The organism is Citromicrobium bathyomarinum (genome assembly GCF_021021475.1).
Classification (GTDB): Bacteria; Pseudomonadota; Alphaproteobacteria; order Sphingomonadales; family Sphingomonadaceae; genus Alteriqipengyuania; species Alteriqipengyuania bathyomarina.
Genome location: NZ_JAINWL010000004.1, coordinates 190,719 through 204,498, shown reverse-complemented (window position 1 = coordinate 204,498; position 13,780 = coordinate 190,719). Strand labels below are relative to the sequence as shown.

Sequence of the window (13,780 nt, the reverse complement as noted above, 5' to 3'; positions counted from 1 at the left end):
CCATGGGGCGCAGCCTGCCGCAACCGGGCCGTGTAGGGAAGGGCCGTTATCCCAGCGCGGCCAGCGCATCCTCGGCGCTCTCCACGCGCGGCCAGTCTTGCGGAGGCTGGTGCCGCAGCCAGGTATATTGCCGCTTGGCATAGTTGCGGGTGGCGCGTTGGCCCTTCTCGATCATCTCTTCGCGCGACCATTCGCCGCGCAGCCAGCCTGCAATCTCGCGCACGCCGATGGCGCGCATCACGGGCAGATCGGTGTCCAGATCGCGCGCCAGCAGCGCCTCCACCTCCGCCACCGCGCCCTCTTCCAGCATCGCCAAGAACCGCGCATCGCAGCGGGCGTAGAGCCACTCGCGCTCCGGCAGCAGGATGACCGGCGACAGCGCGACCCGGTCCGCGATCCCGCCTTCCTTGCGCTGTTGCCACTCGCCCAGCGTCAGCCCGGTCGCGCGGACCACCTCCAGCGCGCGGGCGATGCGCTGCGTGTCGCCCGGATCGAGCCGCGCGTGGCTCGCCGGGTCTGCAGTCGCGAGCTCAGCAAAGGCATCGGGCGTGGGCAGGGCCCGCACCGCGTCGCGGACATCGGCGGGGATCGCCGGGACGGGCGCGATCCCTTCCATCAGCGTGCGGATATAGAGCCCGGTGCCGCCGACCAGGATCGGCACATCGCCGTGGGCGTGGATATCGGCAATCTCGCGCTTCGCAGCCTCGGCCCATTGCGCGGCGGAGCAGGCCTGCGACCCGTCCCACGCGCCATACAGACGATGCTCTGCCTGCGCCATTTCGTCTGCCGAGGGGCGCGCGCTCAGCACCTGCAGGTCGGCATAGACCTGAGCGCTGTCGGCGTTGACGATCACGCCCTTGCGGCCTTCGTTCTTCAGCCGCTCCGCCAGGTCGAGCGCCAGCGCGCTCTTGCCGCTGGCGGTCGGCCCTGCGATGAGCATCAGAGGCCCTTGCACCGCTTTTCCGGAGATCTCGTTCGTGCTCATCGCCCGTGTCCTAGCAGAGCCCGTGCCCTCCGAGGCAAGCCTGCAATCGCTGGAGGCCGCATTATCCGCCGCCGGACAGCCCTTTGCCGAAGCGATGATGCTGGAACATTGCGGCGAGGTGCTGGAAATCTCCATTCCCGAGGGCACCCGCGATGTCGTCGCCCCGCTGGTGGAAGAGCATCTCGTGCCCGTCGCCGCGCTGTTCGCCGACGATACGATCGCGATTCCCCGCCTGCTGGTGAGCGACATGGATTCGACCATGATCGGGCAGGAATGCATCGACGAGCTGGCCGATTTCCTGGGCGTGAAGGCGCAGGTGGCCGAGATTACCGAGCGCGCGATGCGCGGCGAACTCGATTTCGCGGGCGCGCTGGATGAACGCGTCGCCCTGCTCGAAGGACTGGAGGAAACCGCGATCGAGCAATGCCTGGGGCAGCGGATTTCGCCCACGCGCGGCGCGGGCACGGTGATTGCCACGCTCTCCGCCCACGGCGCGCGCTGCGTGCTGGTGACCGGCGGCTTCCACCGCTTTGCCGACCCGATTGCGGAGCGGCTCGGGTTCGATCGGGTGGTCGGCAATCGCCTGCTGATCGAGGATGGCAAGCTGTCGGGCAAGGTCCAGAAGCCGATCTGCGATAGTGCCACGAAGGAGCGGACCTTGCGTGAGGAATCCGCCGAGCTGGGCGACGGGGCACGCACGCTCGCGCTCGGCGACGGGGCGAACGACACGCCGATGCTGCGCGCGGCGGATTACGGCGTCGCCTACCGCGCCAAGCCCGCAACCCGCGCGGCGGCGAACGGGTGGATCGATTGCGAGGATATGACCGCGCTCCTGCTGCTGCTCGGAATCGACCGGAAGAGCTGGGTCCGGCGCTGAGGGCGCTTGTGCGAAAAGGCCTTGAACAGGACGCGAAGAGAGTTTACTTACACTGGTGTCAGTAAGGAAAATCGCATGACTGAAGCCAGCTCTGTTGATCCCGCAGCCTCCGCAATCGAATGCGCGCGCGACGGTACGCCGCTGCGCGATCCGGCGCGCCCGGTGCCCAAATACCGCCCGCTGACCGCGATCCACCACTTCCGCGAGCTGCTGAAGGACAAGGAAGATACCAGTCACGTCTTTCGCATTTTCGAGGCATTGCCGCACAAGAGCTTCATGCCGCGCATGCGCGAACTCACGCTGAGCGAGCAGGGCGAGCGGCTGCGCGCCGAAGAGCCGTATCTGCCGCCGATCCTCGACGATCACGAAACCTTGCGCAAACTGCCGCAGGGCAGTGTCGCGCATGCCTATTGCGACTTCATGGAGCGCGAAGGGCTGTCGGCCGCCGGGCTGGTGGCCGAGGCAGACAAGCTCGGCCGGCAGAAGTTCGACGACCTGGTCCAGTGGTTCGCCTTCCGCAGCCGCGACACGCACGACCTGATGCATGTGCTGACCGGCTATGGCCGTGATGCGCTGGGCGAACAATGCGTGCTGCTGTTCACCTATGGCCAGCAGCCCAGCCATGGCCACTTGCTGATCGGCTATGCCGGGGCGTGGAACATCAAGAAGATGACCGGGCGCAGCAAGGCGCCAGTGTACAAGGCGGTGCGTCAGGCGCAGCGGACCGGAACCGCGTGCCCCGCGCTGGTCGGCATGTCGATCCGCGAACTGCTGGCGATGCCGCTGGACGAGGCGCGGGCCAAGCTCAACATTCCCGAGCCGCACTGGTATCGCGAATGCCACCGGGTGTGGAAGGAAGAGGGGATCGACCCCTACGACCTTCTCGGCAGCGAGCCGCAGGGCACGCCCGCCGCGGCGTGACCCGCTAGAGCCAGCTGGCGATCCGGCTGAGCGGCTTTTTGTCGAGCGCGTGCTCCGGCACGGTGGCATCGGCTGCCGGGTGCCCCGCGACCACGATCATCAGCGGCTTCTCCCACTCGGGCCGCCTGCAGATCTCGCGCAGGAAGCCCATCGGAGAGGGCGTGTGCGTCAGCGTCGCCAGCCCTGCCTCGTGCAATGTCGCCAGCAGCATGCCACACGCGATCCCCACGCTTTCGGTGACGTAGTAGTTCTGCGTGCTGCCATCCTCCGCGATCCCGCCCTTGCGCTGCGCGAAGCACACGATCAGCCACGGCGCGGTCTCGAGGAAGGGCTTGTCCGCATCCGTACCCAGCGGGGCGAGAGCATCGAGCCATTGCTCGCCCGCCTTGCCGGCATAGAACGCGCGCTCCTCTGCCTCCGCCGCCTCGCGAATCGCGCGCTTTTTCTCGGGCGAGCCGACGACGGCGAAATGCCATGGCTGGTGGTTCGCGCCATTGGGCGCGGTGCCTGCCGCGCGGATCGCATGTTCGATCACTTCGCGCGGTACGGGCGTGTCGGCAAAGCTGCGGCAGGAGTGGCGGGTCTTCAGACGCTCGTACGCGGCGCGGGCGCGCGCGATTCGCTCTTCGTCGGTGAGGTGGGGCAGTGCGGGGAAGGGAGGATGGCGCTCGCTCATCGCCCCTCCTTATCCGCGCCGCTCCTGCGTGTCGAAAGGCTCACCGCATCCGCGCCGTGGTCTCTCCGGTGGAGCCGTTATAATACAGCGCCACCTGGCCCTGCATCTCGCAGAAGTTGATTTCCGGCCACGCGACCTGCTCGCCATCGACCTCGTAGACCACCAGAATGTCCCACCAGCAGGTGTCGGCAGAGCGGGAGAAGTCGATGTTGAGGACAGCGTCGTCCTCCAGCACATCGAAGCCGAGCAGGTCTTCTTCCCAGTCGTCGGTGCCGGTGGGCGAGATGTAGATTTCGGAAATGGTGTAGCCGGTGCGGTTGGTGACCGACAGCATCTCGTCCTGCGCCAACGCGGGCGCGCAAAGCGCCATGCTGCCCGCCAGCCCGGCGAGCATTGCCCAGTGTTTCATAGATCGAATCCCCTCCAAATCGAGGCGACCCGGGCCTGCATCTAGCAGCGAGCAGATCGACCGGGAAGCCGATCCGGCCTGCGCGTCACCGCAAATCCTTGCGGATCACCAGTTTGAGGCCCGACCATGTCTCGTCCACCGCGCACACTTTCGTGTCGACCAGCCCGGTCGGCAGCGCGACCTCGCGGATCGTGTCTTCGGAGACATCGGTTGGCACCTTGGATGCCTGCTTCGGCCAGCTCACCCAGATATGGCCGTCGGCTGCGATCTGCTTGCGCAACGTGGCGAGCAGGCTGCTCAGCTCTTCGCGCGTGGTCACGAAGATGTGCGCCGCGTCGATTCCCTCCGCAGGATCGGCGACGAAGATCAGGTCCAGCGCATATTCGCCGATCTCGTCCTGCACATTCTCGGGCATGGCGTGGAACCACACCCGCTGATCGTCGCGCAGGTTGAGCTTTTTCGCCAGCGGCGTTTCGGAGAAGCCTGCGGGCATGCCTAGCCCTCCATCCACTCCTGGAAGAACGCCTCGTTCGCGGCGCGCAGGTCTTCCACCTTCACGCCCAGCAGGCTGTCGCCGCCGACCGTGCCCAGGCGCCGGAAGCCGACCAGCGCGGCAGCCTCGCTCTCGGGCCCTTCGGCGACGATCGCGTTGAACGCTTCGACCTTGTCGGGGCTGACGGTGACGACGTAGCGGCTCTGGTCCTCGCCGAACCACCACTGCGCGGCGGTATAGGCGTCGTTCGCGGTGACCTCGGCGCCGATCCCGCCTGCCAGCGCCATTTCGGCCAGCGTCACGGCGAGCCCGCCGTCCGAGCAATCGTGTACCGCGCTGAGCAGGCCTTCGTCGATCAGCTTGAGCACGATCTGGCCTGCGCCGCGCTCGGCCAGCAGGTCGACCGGCGGCGCACGCCCTTCGTCGCGGCCGTGCACTTCCTTGAGCCACAGCGATTTGCCGAGGTGCGAGCGGACCGGATCGGGCTTGGCCCAGAACTCGGGCGCAATCAGGTAGATCGCATCACCTTCGCCCTTGAAACCGATGCTGGTGAGCTTGTCGTAATCCGCGATCAGCCCGACGCCGCCGATGGCGGGGGTGGGGAGGATGGCAGAGCCGCCGCCGGTCGCCTTGCTTTCATTGTAGAGCGACACGTTGCCGCTCACCACGGGGAAGTCGAGCGTGCGGCAGGCTTCGCCCATGCCCTCGAGTGCGTGGACGATCTGGGCCATGATCTCGGGCCGCTGCGGGTTGGCGAAGTTGAGGCAGTTGGTGATCGCGAGCGGCTTTGCGCCGACCGCGCAGAGGTTGCGAAACGCCTCGGCCACCGCCTGCTTGCCGCCTTCGTAGGGGTCGGCATGGACATAGCGCGGGGTGCAATCGGTGCTGATCGCGAGCGCCTTCTTGGTGCCGTGCACGCGCACCACGCCTGCATCGCCGCCGGTCTGGAGCGTGTCGGCACCCACCTGACGGTCATACTGCTCGAAGATCCACCGGCGCGAGGCGAGGGCGGGGCTGCCCATCAGTTTGAGCAGGTCGGCACCGACATCCGCGCTGTCGGGCACGTTGGTCATGGGCGTGATTTTCGCCCACTGCGTGTATTCCTCGCGGCTAAGGTAGGGTCGGTCGTAGAGCGGCGCATCGTCGGCAAGGGGGCCGAGCGGAATGTCGCACACCGTCTCGCCTTCGAAGTCGAGCACCATGCGGCCGGTATCGGTGACTTCGCCGATCACCGCAAAGTCCAGCTCCCACTTCTCGAAGATGGCGCGGGCCATGTCTTCCTTGCCGGGCTTCAAAACCATGAGCATCCGCTCCTGGCTTTCGCTCAGCATCATTTCGTAAGGGGTCATCCCCTCTTCGCGCTGAGGCACGTCGTCCATCTTCAGGCGAATGCCGACCTTGCCGTTGGTGGCCATCTCGACGCTGGAGCTGGTCAGCCCCGCCGCGCCCATGTCCTGGATGGCGACGATCGCGTCGGTCGCCATCAGTTCAAGGCACGCCTCGATCAGCAGCTTCTCGGTGAAGGGGTCGCCCACCTGAACCGTGGGGCGCTTGGCCTCAGCGTCTTCCTCGAAATCCGCGCTCGCCATGGTCGCGCCGTGGATGCCGTCGCGCCCGGTCTTGGAGCCGACATAGACGATTGGATTGCCCACGCCGGTGGCGGCGGAATAGAAGATCTTGTCCGCGTCCGCGACGCCGACGGTCATCGCGTTGACGAGGATATTGCCGTCATAGGCGGGGTCGAAATTGGTCTCGCCCGCGACAGTCGGCACGCCGACGCTATTGCCGTAGCCGCCGATCCCCGCGACCACCCCCTGCACCAGATGCTTCATCTTGGGATGGTCGGGCCGCCCGAAGCGCAGCGCATTGGCATTCGCCACCGGCCGTGCGCCCATGGTGAAGACGTCGCGCAGGATGCCGCCCACGCCGGTCGCCGCGCCCTGGTAGGGCTCGATATACGAAGGGTGGTTGTGCGACTCCATCTTGAAGATCGCGGCCTGACCGTCGCCGATGTCGATCACGCCCGCATTCTCGCCCGGGCCGCAGATCACCCATTCCGCTTCGGTCGGCAGCTTTTTCAGGTGCAGGCGCGAGCTCTTGTACGAGCAATGCTCGCTCCACATGACCGAGAATATGCCGAGTTCGAGCAGGTTGGGCTCACGCCCAAGCGCGTTCAATACACGCTCGTATTCCTCGGGGCTCAGTCCGTGCTGTTCGACGACTTCGGGGGTGATCTCGGATGTGGTAGTAGTCATGGCACGCGCGCTTAAACCGCTCCGCGTTTCAGCGCCAGTCCTACGCTAGCGTTTCGCACGCCGCGTGTGGCCCAGCCACCATGCGCCAAGCGTGGCGAGCGCGTAGGCGACAAACGCGGTGATCGAGATCGCGGGCGTCACCGCCTCCGGCTCCGGCCCGAACCAGTTGACCGCCTGCAATCCCAGCAGCAGCACGCCGAGTACGATCGCAGGCCCGGCGGGGCCGCCCGTGCGCGACAGGAAGAAAGCCAGCGCGCCGAAGGTCAGCGCCAGTTCCAGCGGCATCTCAATCGCCGGATAGTTCCACAGGCCGAGGCCGAGCTTGGGCGGATCGCCTGCCAGCGTCAGGTCTGGCCGGTGGACGATCAAATCGAGCAGCCAGTGCGACAGCACCACGCACCCCGACAGCACGCTCGCCAGCCGGTCGCGCGTGATCAGCCATGCCAGCACCGCGAACCCGACTGCGAACCCCGCGCTGCCCAGCAAGCTGTGCGTAAAAGGCATGTGGTAGAGGTCCATCGGGTTCATCGCGGTGATGCCGGGGGAGACACGCATGTCCTCGATACCCAACAGCAGGAAGGCGAAGAACGCCCAGTCGACCGCCTGCGCGGCGAGGAAATACAGCCCCAGCCGCGGCCGCGCGGGGCTCACCGCCGCAGCCACGAATGCAGGCGCGAAATGACCGATGAACATGCGCTTCTTCCCCAAACCCCGCGTGCGCTTGCTTGACCCGGCTTCGGCGGGGCGTCAATGCTCGCCCGCGATGGCAGAGGATGCACAGAACATTTCCGACATGAGCTTCGAGGAAGCTCTCAGGGCGCTCCAGCAGGTCGTGCGCCAGCTGGAAGACGGGGAGGTGCCGCTCGACCAGTCGATCGCGCTGTACGAACGCGGCGAGAAGCTGAGGGCGGCGTGTCAGGCGCGGCTCGACGCGGCGCAGGCCCGGATCGAGGCGATCGTGCTCGATGCGAAGGGCCAGCCGAGCGGTACGAAGCCGTTCGACGGCTCCGAATGACGCAGGCTTCCGAGATGGATTTCGAGGATACGCACGGCGCCCGGCTGAAGATGGCACTCGCCACGATCCGCACGGATGTGGACGATGCGTTCGACGCCTTGCTCCCGGTGCCCGGCGACACCCGCGCGCCGCTGGTCGAGGCGATGCGCCACGCCGCCATCGGTGGCGGCAAGCGCGTGCGCCCGCTGCTGCTGGTGGCGACCGCGACCATGCTCGGTGTGTCGCGTGAAGCGGCGGTGCTGGCGGGTACGGCGGTCGAATCGATCCACGTCTATTCTCTGATCCATGACGATCTGCCGTGCATGGACGATGACGACATGCGCCGCGGCAAGCCGACCGTGCACAAGGCGTTCGACGAAGCGACCGCGGTGCTGGCGGGCGATGCGCTGCATGCGCTCGCGTTCGATATTCTGACCGACAGTTCGGTGAGCAGCGATCCCTTCATCCAGGCCGAACTGGTCCGCTGCCTTGCGCAGGCGAGCGGGATGAGCGGCATGGCGGGCGGGCAGGCGATGGACATGGCCGCCGACAGCGCGACCTACGATCTGCCCACGATCACGCGCCTGCAACAGCTCAAGACCGGCGCGCTGCTGACCGCGAGCGTGGAGATGGGCGCGATCCTCGCCCGTGTGCCGCACGATGGGCGCGGGCACCTGATCGCCTATGCGCGCGACATCGGCCTCGCCTTCCAGATCGCCGACGATCTGCTCGATCACGAGGGTGATGAGGACAAGGCCGGCAAGGCGCTGCGCAAGGACGATGAGCAGGGCAAGCAGACCTTCGTGACGCTGATGGGTGCCGAGGGCGCGCGCGCGCAGGCGAAGGCGCTGGTCGAACAGGCCTGCGGACATTTGGCCCATTACGGCGAGGATGCGGGCGTGCTGTGCGACCTTGCCAGATATATTGTGGAGCGGGATCGTTGAGTGAGCGTATAGGCATCTACCCCGGCACCTTCGACCCGATCACGCGGGGGCACGCGGACATCATCCGCCGCGCCGCGCGTCTGGTCGACCGGCTGATCATCGGAGTTACCACCAACCCCTCCAAGAACCCGATGTTCGACACCGAGGAGCGCCTGGCGATGGTCAAGCGCGAGGTCGCGAACATGAACCTCGATAATGTCGAGGTGATCGGGTTCAACGCGCTGCTGATGAAGTTTGCCGAGGCGCAGGGGGCCAGCATGATCGTGCGCGGCCTGCGCGCAGTCGCGGACTTCGAATACGAATATCAGATGGCGGGCATGAACCAGCAGCTCGACGACGAGATCGAGACCGTGTTCCTGATGGCCGACGTCTCTCTGCAGCCGATCGCGTCCAAGCTGGTCAAGGAAATCGCGCTGTATGGCGGGGACATTTCCAACTTCGTCAGCCCGACCGTGCGCGACGATGTGGTCGCTCGGGTCGAGAAGATCGGCCTCAAGGGTGACTACTGAGAGCCGCCGGGCCGCCGCATTCGTTCATTGCGCCGACAGCGCGCGCTTAGTATCGCCGCGCCATTCCTCCACAATTCGTTTGTGAGACACATGCTCAAGACCCTTTTTTCCGCCGCCGTCCTTTCCGCGATGGCCGCCACTCCGCTCGCCGCACAGGATATCGACGCCGATGCGCCGCCGGCCCAGCGGCAGATGTCCGACTATGCGACGATCGACTACAACCTGCAGGAGGACCGGGACAATATCCTGTTCCTCGACCTGTCGAACGGGCAGCGGGTCGCGATCCGCCTGATGCCCGACTGGGCGCCGCACCATGTCGAGCGGGTCAAGACACTGGCGCGTGAAGGCTTTTACGACGGGGTGATCTTCCACCGCGTGATCGACGGGTTCATGGCGCAGACCGGTGATCCGACCGGCACCGGACAGGGCGGATCGGAGCTCCCCGATCTCAAGGCAGAATTCAACCCGATGCCGCACGTGCGCGGCACCGTGTCCATGGCGCGCGCGCAGTCGGAAGACAGCGCGAACAGCCAGTTCTTCATCGTGTTCTATCCGCGTTTCAGCCTGGACAAGAAATACACCAATTTCGGCCGGGTGATCGCCGGGATGGATGCGGTCGACGCGATCGTGCGCGGCGAGCCGCCCAGCAATCCGACCCGGATCGTGCAGGCCTCCATCGCATCGGATAATCGCCCCGCGCCGAGCCCTGCGCAGATGGCCGCGCCCGCGAAGACCGACGCGCGCACGATGAGCGTGGACGAACTGAACGCCCCGATCGGGGAGTGACCCGGTCGCTTCGACGCGCTAGCGGCAGCCCCCATGCGCGCCCTTCGACAAGCTCAGGATGATCGGGGTCGACTTTCATGAAAGTCGATCTGTTCGATTTTGACCTCCCGCCGGAGAGGATTGCTCTTCGCCCCGTCTCCCCGCGAGACGCGGCGAAGATGCTGGTGGTGGACGGCGCTGCGCCCTTTGCCGACCGGCAGGTGCGCGACCTGCCCGACCTGCTGCGCGCAGGCGACATGCTGGTGTTCAACGATACCCGCGTGATTCCCGCCCAGCTCGAAGGCGAGCGTATCCGCGAAGGCGCATCGGGCGCGGCGATCGGCGCGACGCTGCACAAGCGCATCGATGCGCGCCGCTGGCAGGCCTTCGTGCGCAATGCCAAACGGCTGCGCGAAGGCGACACGATCCAATTCCCCGATGGCGTCTCGGTAACCGCGGAAGCGCGGGCCGAGGATGGCAGCTGGACGCTGGCCTTCGCGGGCGAGGAGCCGGTCGAGGAACTGCTCGCCCGGGCAGGCGCGATGCCCCTGCCGCCCTACATCGCGCAACGCCGCGCGGCGGACGAGCGTGATGCTCAGGATTATCAGACCCTTTTCGCGGACAAGGCCGGAGCGGTGGCAGCACCCACCGCCGCGCTCCATTTCACGCCCGAACTGGTCGAGCGGCTCGATGCGGCGGGGATCGTGCGCGAAACGCTGACGCTGCATGTCGGCGCGGGCACCTTCCTGCCGGTGAAGGCGGATGACACCGCGCAGCACAAGATGCACGCGGAGTGGGGCGAGATCACCGCGGAGGCAGCCGCACGCCTCAACGCCGCGCGCGCCGAGGGCCGCCGGGTGATTGCGGTCGGCACCACCAGCCTGCGCCTGCTCGAAAGCGCGGCGGACCAAGACCACACGATCCAGCCATTCGCCGGCGACACCGACATCTTCATCACGCCGGGATATGAGTTTCGCGCAGTGGACGGGCTGATGACCAATTTCCACCTGCCCAAGTCGACCCTGATGATGCTGGTCAGCGCGCTGATGGGGCGGGAACGGATGATGGAGGCCTACGCGTACGCGATCGCGCACGAATATCGCTTCTATTCCTACGGGGATTCCTCGCTGCTATTGCCGCCACGATGACCCGCCGCCCGGGCGGCATCGCGCGAGCGGGCGGGGCGATATTGCAGGCAATCGGCGAATTGATGGTTAAATCGCTGACCGGTTCACTTGTAATACCTCCGCCTTGCGCCAAATAGTCGCGCATGCCTGAACCGATCCTAGAGCTTGCCGGCCTCACAAAAGTGTTTCCCGGAGGGTTCAAGGCGCTCGACAATGTCGATCTGACCATCAATCGCGGCGAGATTTTCGCGCTGCTCGGCCCCAACGGCGCGGGCAAGACCACGCTGATCGGCGCGGTGTGCGGGTTGGTGCGCCCGACATCGGGTACGATCCGCGCCTTCGGGCAGGATACCAAAAGCGACTGGCGTCAGGCCCGCGCGCGCATTGGGCTGGTGCCGCAGGAACTGAGCACCGACATGTTCGAGCCGGTCCTGCATGCGGTCGAATATTCGCGCGGCCTCTTCGGTCTCGCACCCGATCCCGCGCGGATCGAAGAAATCCTGCGCTCGCTGAGCCTGTGGGACAAGCGCAACAACCGGATCATGGAGCTTTCGGGCGGGATGAAGCGGCGCGTGCTGATCGCCAAGGCGATGGCGCACGAGCCCGACCTGCTGTTCCTCGACGAGCCGACCGCAGGCGTCGATGTCGAACTGCGTAAGGACATGTGGCACCAGATCGATGCGATGCGCGCGCGCGGTGTCACCGTCATCCTGACCACGCATTACATCGAGGAAGCCGAGGAAATGGCCGACCGGGTCGGCATCATCCGCGGCGGCAAGATCCTGATGGTGGACCAGAAGGATGCCATGATGGCCCGGCTCGGCCGGACCGAGGCGCATGTGATGCTCGCACAGCCGCTCGACGCATTGCCGCCCGCAATCGCCGCCTTCCCGGTCGAGCTGGAGGAGGGCGGTCAATCGATCTGCTATCGCGGCGGCGACGGCACGGGCAAGGGCCGCGAGGAAGTTGCCGATCTCACCAAGGCGCTGATCGCGAGCGGGATCGACTATGTCGGCATCGATGTGCGCGAAAGCAGCCTGGAGGACATCTTCGTCTCCCTGCTGGGCGATGAAGAGGAGCAGGCGGCATGAGCTTCAACGCGCGTTCCGCATGGTCGATCTACCGGCGTGAGCTGTGGCGCTTCCTGCGCACGGCGTTCCAGTCGGTGCTTGCACCGGTGCTCACCACCTCGCTCTATATCCTCGTCTTCGGCAGCGCGATCGGCGACCGGATGCCCGACGTGGGCTCGGTCGATTACGGGGCCTTCATCATCCCCGGCCTGCTGATGCTGACGCTGCTGGGTGAGACGACCAGCAATTCCAGCTTCGGCATCTACATGCCGCGCTTCACTGGCACCATCTACGAGCTCCTGAGCGCACCTGTCGGCGTGGCGGAAACGCTCGCCGGTTTCGTCGGTGCTGCGGCGACCAAGAGCCTGATTCTGGCGGCGATCATCCTCCTGACCGCGCGGATATTCGTGCCCTACGACATCGCGCATCCGGTGTTTGCCTTCGTGTTCATCCTGCTGGTGGCGGCCAGTTTCAGCCTGTTCGGCTTCATCCTGGGCATCTGGGCGGACAGTTTCGAGAAGCTGGGCATCATCCCGATGCTGATCCTGACCCCGCTCACGTTCCTGGGTGGCACCTTCTATTCGATCGCGGACCTGCCCGCGCCGTGGAACACGGTCGCGCTGGCCAACCCGATCGTCTACCTCGTCAGCGGGCTGCGCTGGACATTCTACGGCTCTGCCGATGTCAGCATCTGGGTCTCTCTGGCGCTGACGCTGGCCTTCCTTGTGGTCTGTACAGCGATCATCGCATACATCTTCCGTACCGGGTGGCGGTTGCGCAATTGACGCGTTAAGCGGCTCGCCATGCCGACCAGAACGATTGCTGCCGCAGCACTATGCGGCCTGTTTGCAACGCCAGCCTTCGCCGAAGTCCCGCCCGACGTGCAGGCGATGATCGACGCCGCCATCGCCACCGGCGACAAGGCGAAGGTGGAAACCGTGTTCGATCTGGCCAAACAGACCCAGCCCGATCACGCCGAGGAGATCGAGGCGCTGGCGGTCGACTGGCGGGCCGATCAGGAAGAGGCCAAGCGGCTTGCCGAACAGCACAAGAAGGAAGAAATCCGCCAGGCCGGGCTGCTCGACCTGTGGTCTGGCGAAGGGCAGGTCGGTGCCTTCCTGTCGACCGGCAACAGCGAGGATGCGGGCCTCTCGGTCGCGCTGAACCTGAAGCGTGAGGGAATCGACTGGACCCATGCGCTGCGCGCGAGCGCGGACTACCAGCGCTCCAACGGGGTGACGAGCCGGGAGCGGTATCTGATCGCCTACGAACCGCGCTTCGAGATGGGCGAGAACCTGTTCGCCTACGGCCTCGCACAGTACGAGCATGACAAGTTCCAGGGCTTCGACCATCGCTACGCGGTTTCAGGAGGGATCGGTTACACGTTGCTCGATAGCGATTCCGCGACCCTCTCGATCAAGGCTGGCCCGGCCTATCGCGTGACGCAGCGCACCGACGGCACCAGCGTCGACCGGATTGCCGGGCTGTTCGGGATGGACTTCGACTGGAAGCTTTCCGACCGTATCACCTTCACGCAGGACGCCAATGCCGTGGCCGAAACCGGGGCCGAGGCGCTGCTGATCGTGGACAGCGCGAACACGACGTTCAATCTGCTCAGCGGCATCGATTTCAAGGTCAGCGACCGGTTGCGATCGCGCCTTTCCTATCAGCTGGAATACAACAGCAATGTCCGTGCCGACCAGAGCAGCACCGATACGCTGACCCGCTTCACGCTGGTCTACGGTTTCTGACCGA

16 protein-coding genes are annotated in these 13,780 nt (G+C 65.9%); 10 read left to right on the top strand and 6 right to left on the bottom strand.

All coding sequences use genetic code 11. From position 1 onward, the window contains the following. Nucleotides 1-46: 46 nt before the first annotated feature. Nucleotides 47-985, bottom strand: coding sequence for a tRNA (adenosine(37)-N6)-dimethylallyltransferase MiaA (gene miaA, locus K7H93_RS15190; protein WP_230784335.1), 939 nt, complete (start codon nt 983-985; stop codon nt 47-49). 94 nt (nt 986-1,079) lie between these two features. Between miaA and serB the strand changes: the two genes are divergently transcribed. Beyond that, the gene (gene serB, locus K7H93_RS15185; protein ID WP_230784422.1) at nt 1,080-1,862 is read left to right on the top strand and encodes a phosphoserine phosphatase SerB; all 783 of its coding nucleotides are present in this window, start codon (nt 1,080-1,082) and stop codon (nt 1,860-1,862) included. Nucleotides 1,863-1,937: 75 nt separating this feature from the next. Continuing rightward, nucleotides 1,938-2,783 (top strand): Coq4 family protein, encoded by an 846-nt coding sequence (locus tag K7H93_RS15180; protein ID WP_230784334.1) that lies wholly within the window; start codon nt 1,938-1,940, stop codon nt 2,781-2,783. A gap of 4 nt (nt 2,784-2,787) precedes the next feature. Here the strand turns inward: K7H93_RS15180 and K7H93_RS15175 are convergent, their stop codons facing one another. The 5 genes from K7H93_RS15175 to K7H93_RS15155 all read right to left on the bottom strand — a co-directional run bounded on the left by K7H93_RS15175 (nt 2,788) and on the right by K7H93_RS15155 (nt 7,309). Then, on the bottom strand, nt 2,788-3,459 hold the full coding sequence (locus tag K7H93_RS15175; RefSeq protein WP_230784333.1) for a nitroreductase family protein: 672 nt from the start codon (nt 3,457-3,459) through the stop codon (nt 2,788-2,790). 40 nt (nt 3,460-3,499) lie between these two features. Beyond that, the gene (locus K7H93_RS15170) at nt 3,500-3,868 is read right to left on the bottom strand and encodes a hypothetical protein (RefSeq protein ID WP_230784332.1); all 369 of its coding nucleotides are present in this window, start codon (nt 3,866-3,868) and stop codon (nt 3,500-3,502) included. Between the two features lie 85 nt (nt 3,869-3,953). Continuing rightward, nucleotides 3,954-4,361 carry a DUF3052 family protein gene (locus K7H93_RS15165; protein ID WP_230784331.1) on the bottom strand — a complete coding sequence of 136 codons (408 nt, stop codon included), beginning with the start codon at nt 4,359-4,361 and terminating at the stop codon, nt 3,954-3,956. Between the two features lie 2 nt (nt 4,362-4,363). After that, a complete protein-coding gene (gene purL, locus K7H93_RS15160) occupies nt 4,364-6,616 on the bottom strand; it encodes a phosphoribosylformylglycinamidine synthase subunit PurL (protein WP_230784330.1) in 2,253 nt (750 codons plus the stop codon). Nucleotides 6,617-6,661: 45 nt separating this feature from the next. Continuing rightward, entirely contained in the window at nt 6,662-7,309 is a 648-nt protein-coding gene (locus K7H93_RS15155) for a hypothetical protein (protein ID WP_230784329.1), read from the bottom strand. 70 nt (nt 7,310-7,379) lie between these two features. On the opposite strand from K7H93_RS15155, the gene K7H93_RS15150 reads away from it, so the two are divergent. The 8 genes from K7H93_RS15150 (at nt 7,380) to K7H93_RS15115 (ending at nt 13,776) form a co-directional block, all read left to right on the top strand. Continuing rightward, on the top strand, nt 7,380-7,631 hold the full coding sequence (locus K7H93_RS15150) for an exodeoxyribonuclease VII small subunit (protein WP_230784328.1): 252 nt from the start codon (nt 7,380-7,382) through the stop codon (nt 7,629-7,631). Continuing rightward, nucleotides 7,628-8,554 carry a polyprenyl synthetase family protein gene (locus K7H93_RS15145; protein ID WP_230784327.1) on the top strand — a complete coding sequence of 309 codons (927 nt, stop codon included), beginning with the start codon at nt 7,628-7,630 and terminating at the stop codon, nt 8,552-8,554. Before K7H93_RS15150 ends, K7H93_RS15145 begins: the two co-directional genes overlap by 4 nt. Then, nucleotides 8,551-9,063, top strand: a complete 513-nt coding sequence (coaD, locus tag K7H93_RS15140; RefSeq protein WP_054524270.1) for a pantetheine-phosphate adenylyltransferase — start codon at nt 8,551-8,553, stop codon at nt 9,061-9,063. Before K7H93_RS15145 ends, coaD begins: the two co-directional genes overlap by 4 nt. Before the next feature lie 90 nt (nt 9,064-9,153). Beyond that, entirely contained in the window at nt 9,154-9,849 is a 696-nt protein-coding gene (locus tag K7H93_RS15135) for a peptidylprolyl isomerase (protein WP_230784326.1), read from the top strand. A gap of 77 nt (nt 9,850-9,926) precedes the next feature. Further along, the gene (gene queA / locus K7H93_RS15130; RefSeq protein ID WP_230784325.1) at nt 9,927-10,976 is read left to right on the top strand and encodes a tRNA preQ1(34) S-adenosylmethionine ribosyltransferase-isomerase QueA; all 1,050 of its coding nucleotides are present in this window, start codon (nt 9,927-9,929) and stop codon (nt 10,974-10,976) included. A 122-nt stretch (nt 10,977-11,098) separates the two neighbouring features. After that, entirely contained in the window at nt 11,099-12,046 is a 948-nt protein-coding gene (locus K7H93_RS15125) for an ABC transporter ATP-binding protein (RefSeq protein ID WP_230784324.1), read from the top strand. Next, nucleotides 12,043-12,810, top strand: coding sequence for an ABC transporter permease (locus K7H93_RS15120; protein ID WP_230784323.1), 768 nt, complete (start codon nt 12,043-12,045; stop codon nt 12,808-12,810). The genes K7H93_RS15125 and K7H93_RS15120 overlap by 4 nt, the downstream gene beginning before the upstream one ends. Before the next feature lie 18 nt (nt 12,811-12,828). Further along, complete coding sequence (locus K7H93_RS15115) at nt 12,829-13,776, top strand: DUF481 domain-containing protein (RefSeq protein WP_230784322.1); 948 nt, start codon at nt 12,829-12,831, stop codon at nt 13,774-13,776. Nucleotides 13,777-13,780: the final 4 nt, after the last annotated feature.

Bases quoted from the DNA above. Each gene is read 5' to 3' on its own strand.
- serB (WP_230784422.1), top strand. From the start codon at position 1,080: ATGATGCTGGAACATTGCGGCGAGGTGCTGGAAATCTCCATTCCCGAG.
- miaA (WP_230784335.1), bottom strand. From the start codon at position 985: ATGAGCACGAACGAGATCTCCGGAAAAGCGGTGCAAGGGCCTCTGATG.
- K7H93_RS15125 (WP_230784324.1), top strand. From the start codon at position 11,099: ATGCCTGAACCGATCCTAGAGCTTGCCGGCCTCACAAAAGTGTTTCCC.
- K7H93_RS15175 (WP_230784333.1), bottom strand. From the start codon at position 3,459: ATGAGCGAGCGCCATCCTCCCTTCCCCGCACTGCCCCACCTCACCGAC.
- K7H93_RS15115 (WP_230784322.1), top strand. From the start codon at position 12,829: ATGCCGACCAGAACGATTGCTGCCGCAGCACTATGCGGCCTGTTTGCA.
- K7H93_RS15120 (WP_230784323.1), top strand. From the start codon at position 12,043: ATGAGCTTCAACGCGCGTTCCGCATGGTCGATCTACCGGCGTGAGCTG.
- K7H93_RS15155 (WP_230784329.1), bottom strand. From the start codon at position 7,309: ATGTTCATCGGTCATTTCGCGCCTGCATTCGTGGCTGCGGCGGTGAGC.
- queA (WP_230784325.1), top strand. From the start codon at position 9,927: ATGAAAGTCGATCTGTTCGATTTTGACCTCCCGCCGGAGAGGATTGCT.
- K7H93_RS15145 (WP_230784327.1), top strand. From the start codon at position 7,628: ATGACGCAGGCTTCCGAGATGGATTTCGAGGATACGCACGGCGCCCGG.
- K7H93_RS15170 (WP_230784332.1), bottom strand. From the start codon at position 3,868: ATGAAACACTGGGCAATGCTCGCCGGGCTGGCGGGCAGCATGGCGCTT.
- purL (WP_230784330.1), bottom strand. From the start codon at position 6,616: ATGACTACTACCACATCCGAGATCACCCCCGAAGTCGTCGAACAGCAC.
- K7H93_RS15180 (WP_230784334.1), top strand. From the start codon at position 1,938: ATGACTGAAGCCAGCTCTGTTGATCCCGCAGCCTCCGCAATCGAATGC.
- K7H93_RS15135 (WP_230784326.1), top strand. From the start codon at position 9,154: ATGCTCAAGACCCTTTTTTCCGCCGCCGTCCTTTCCGCGATGGCCGCC.
- K7H93_RS15150 (WP_230784328.1), top strand. From the start codon at position 7,380: ATGGCAGAGGATGCACAGAACATTTCCGACATGAGCTTCGAGGAAGCT.
- K7H93_RS15165 (WP_230784331.1), bottom strand. From the start codon at position 4,361: ATGCCCGCAGGCTTCTCCGAAACGCCGCTGGCGAAAAAGCTCAACCTG.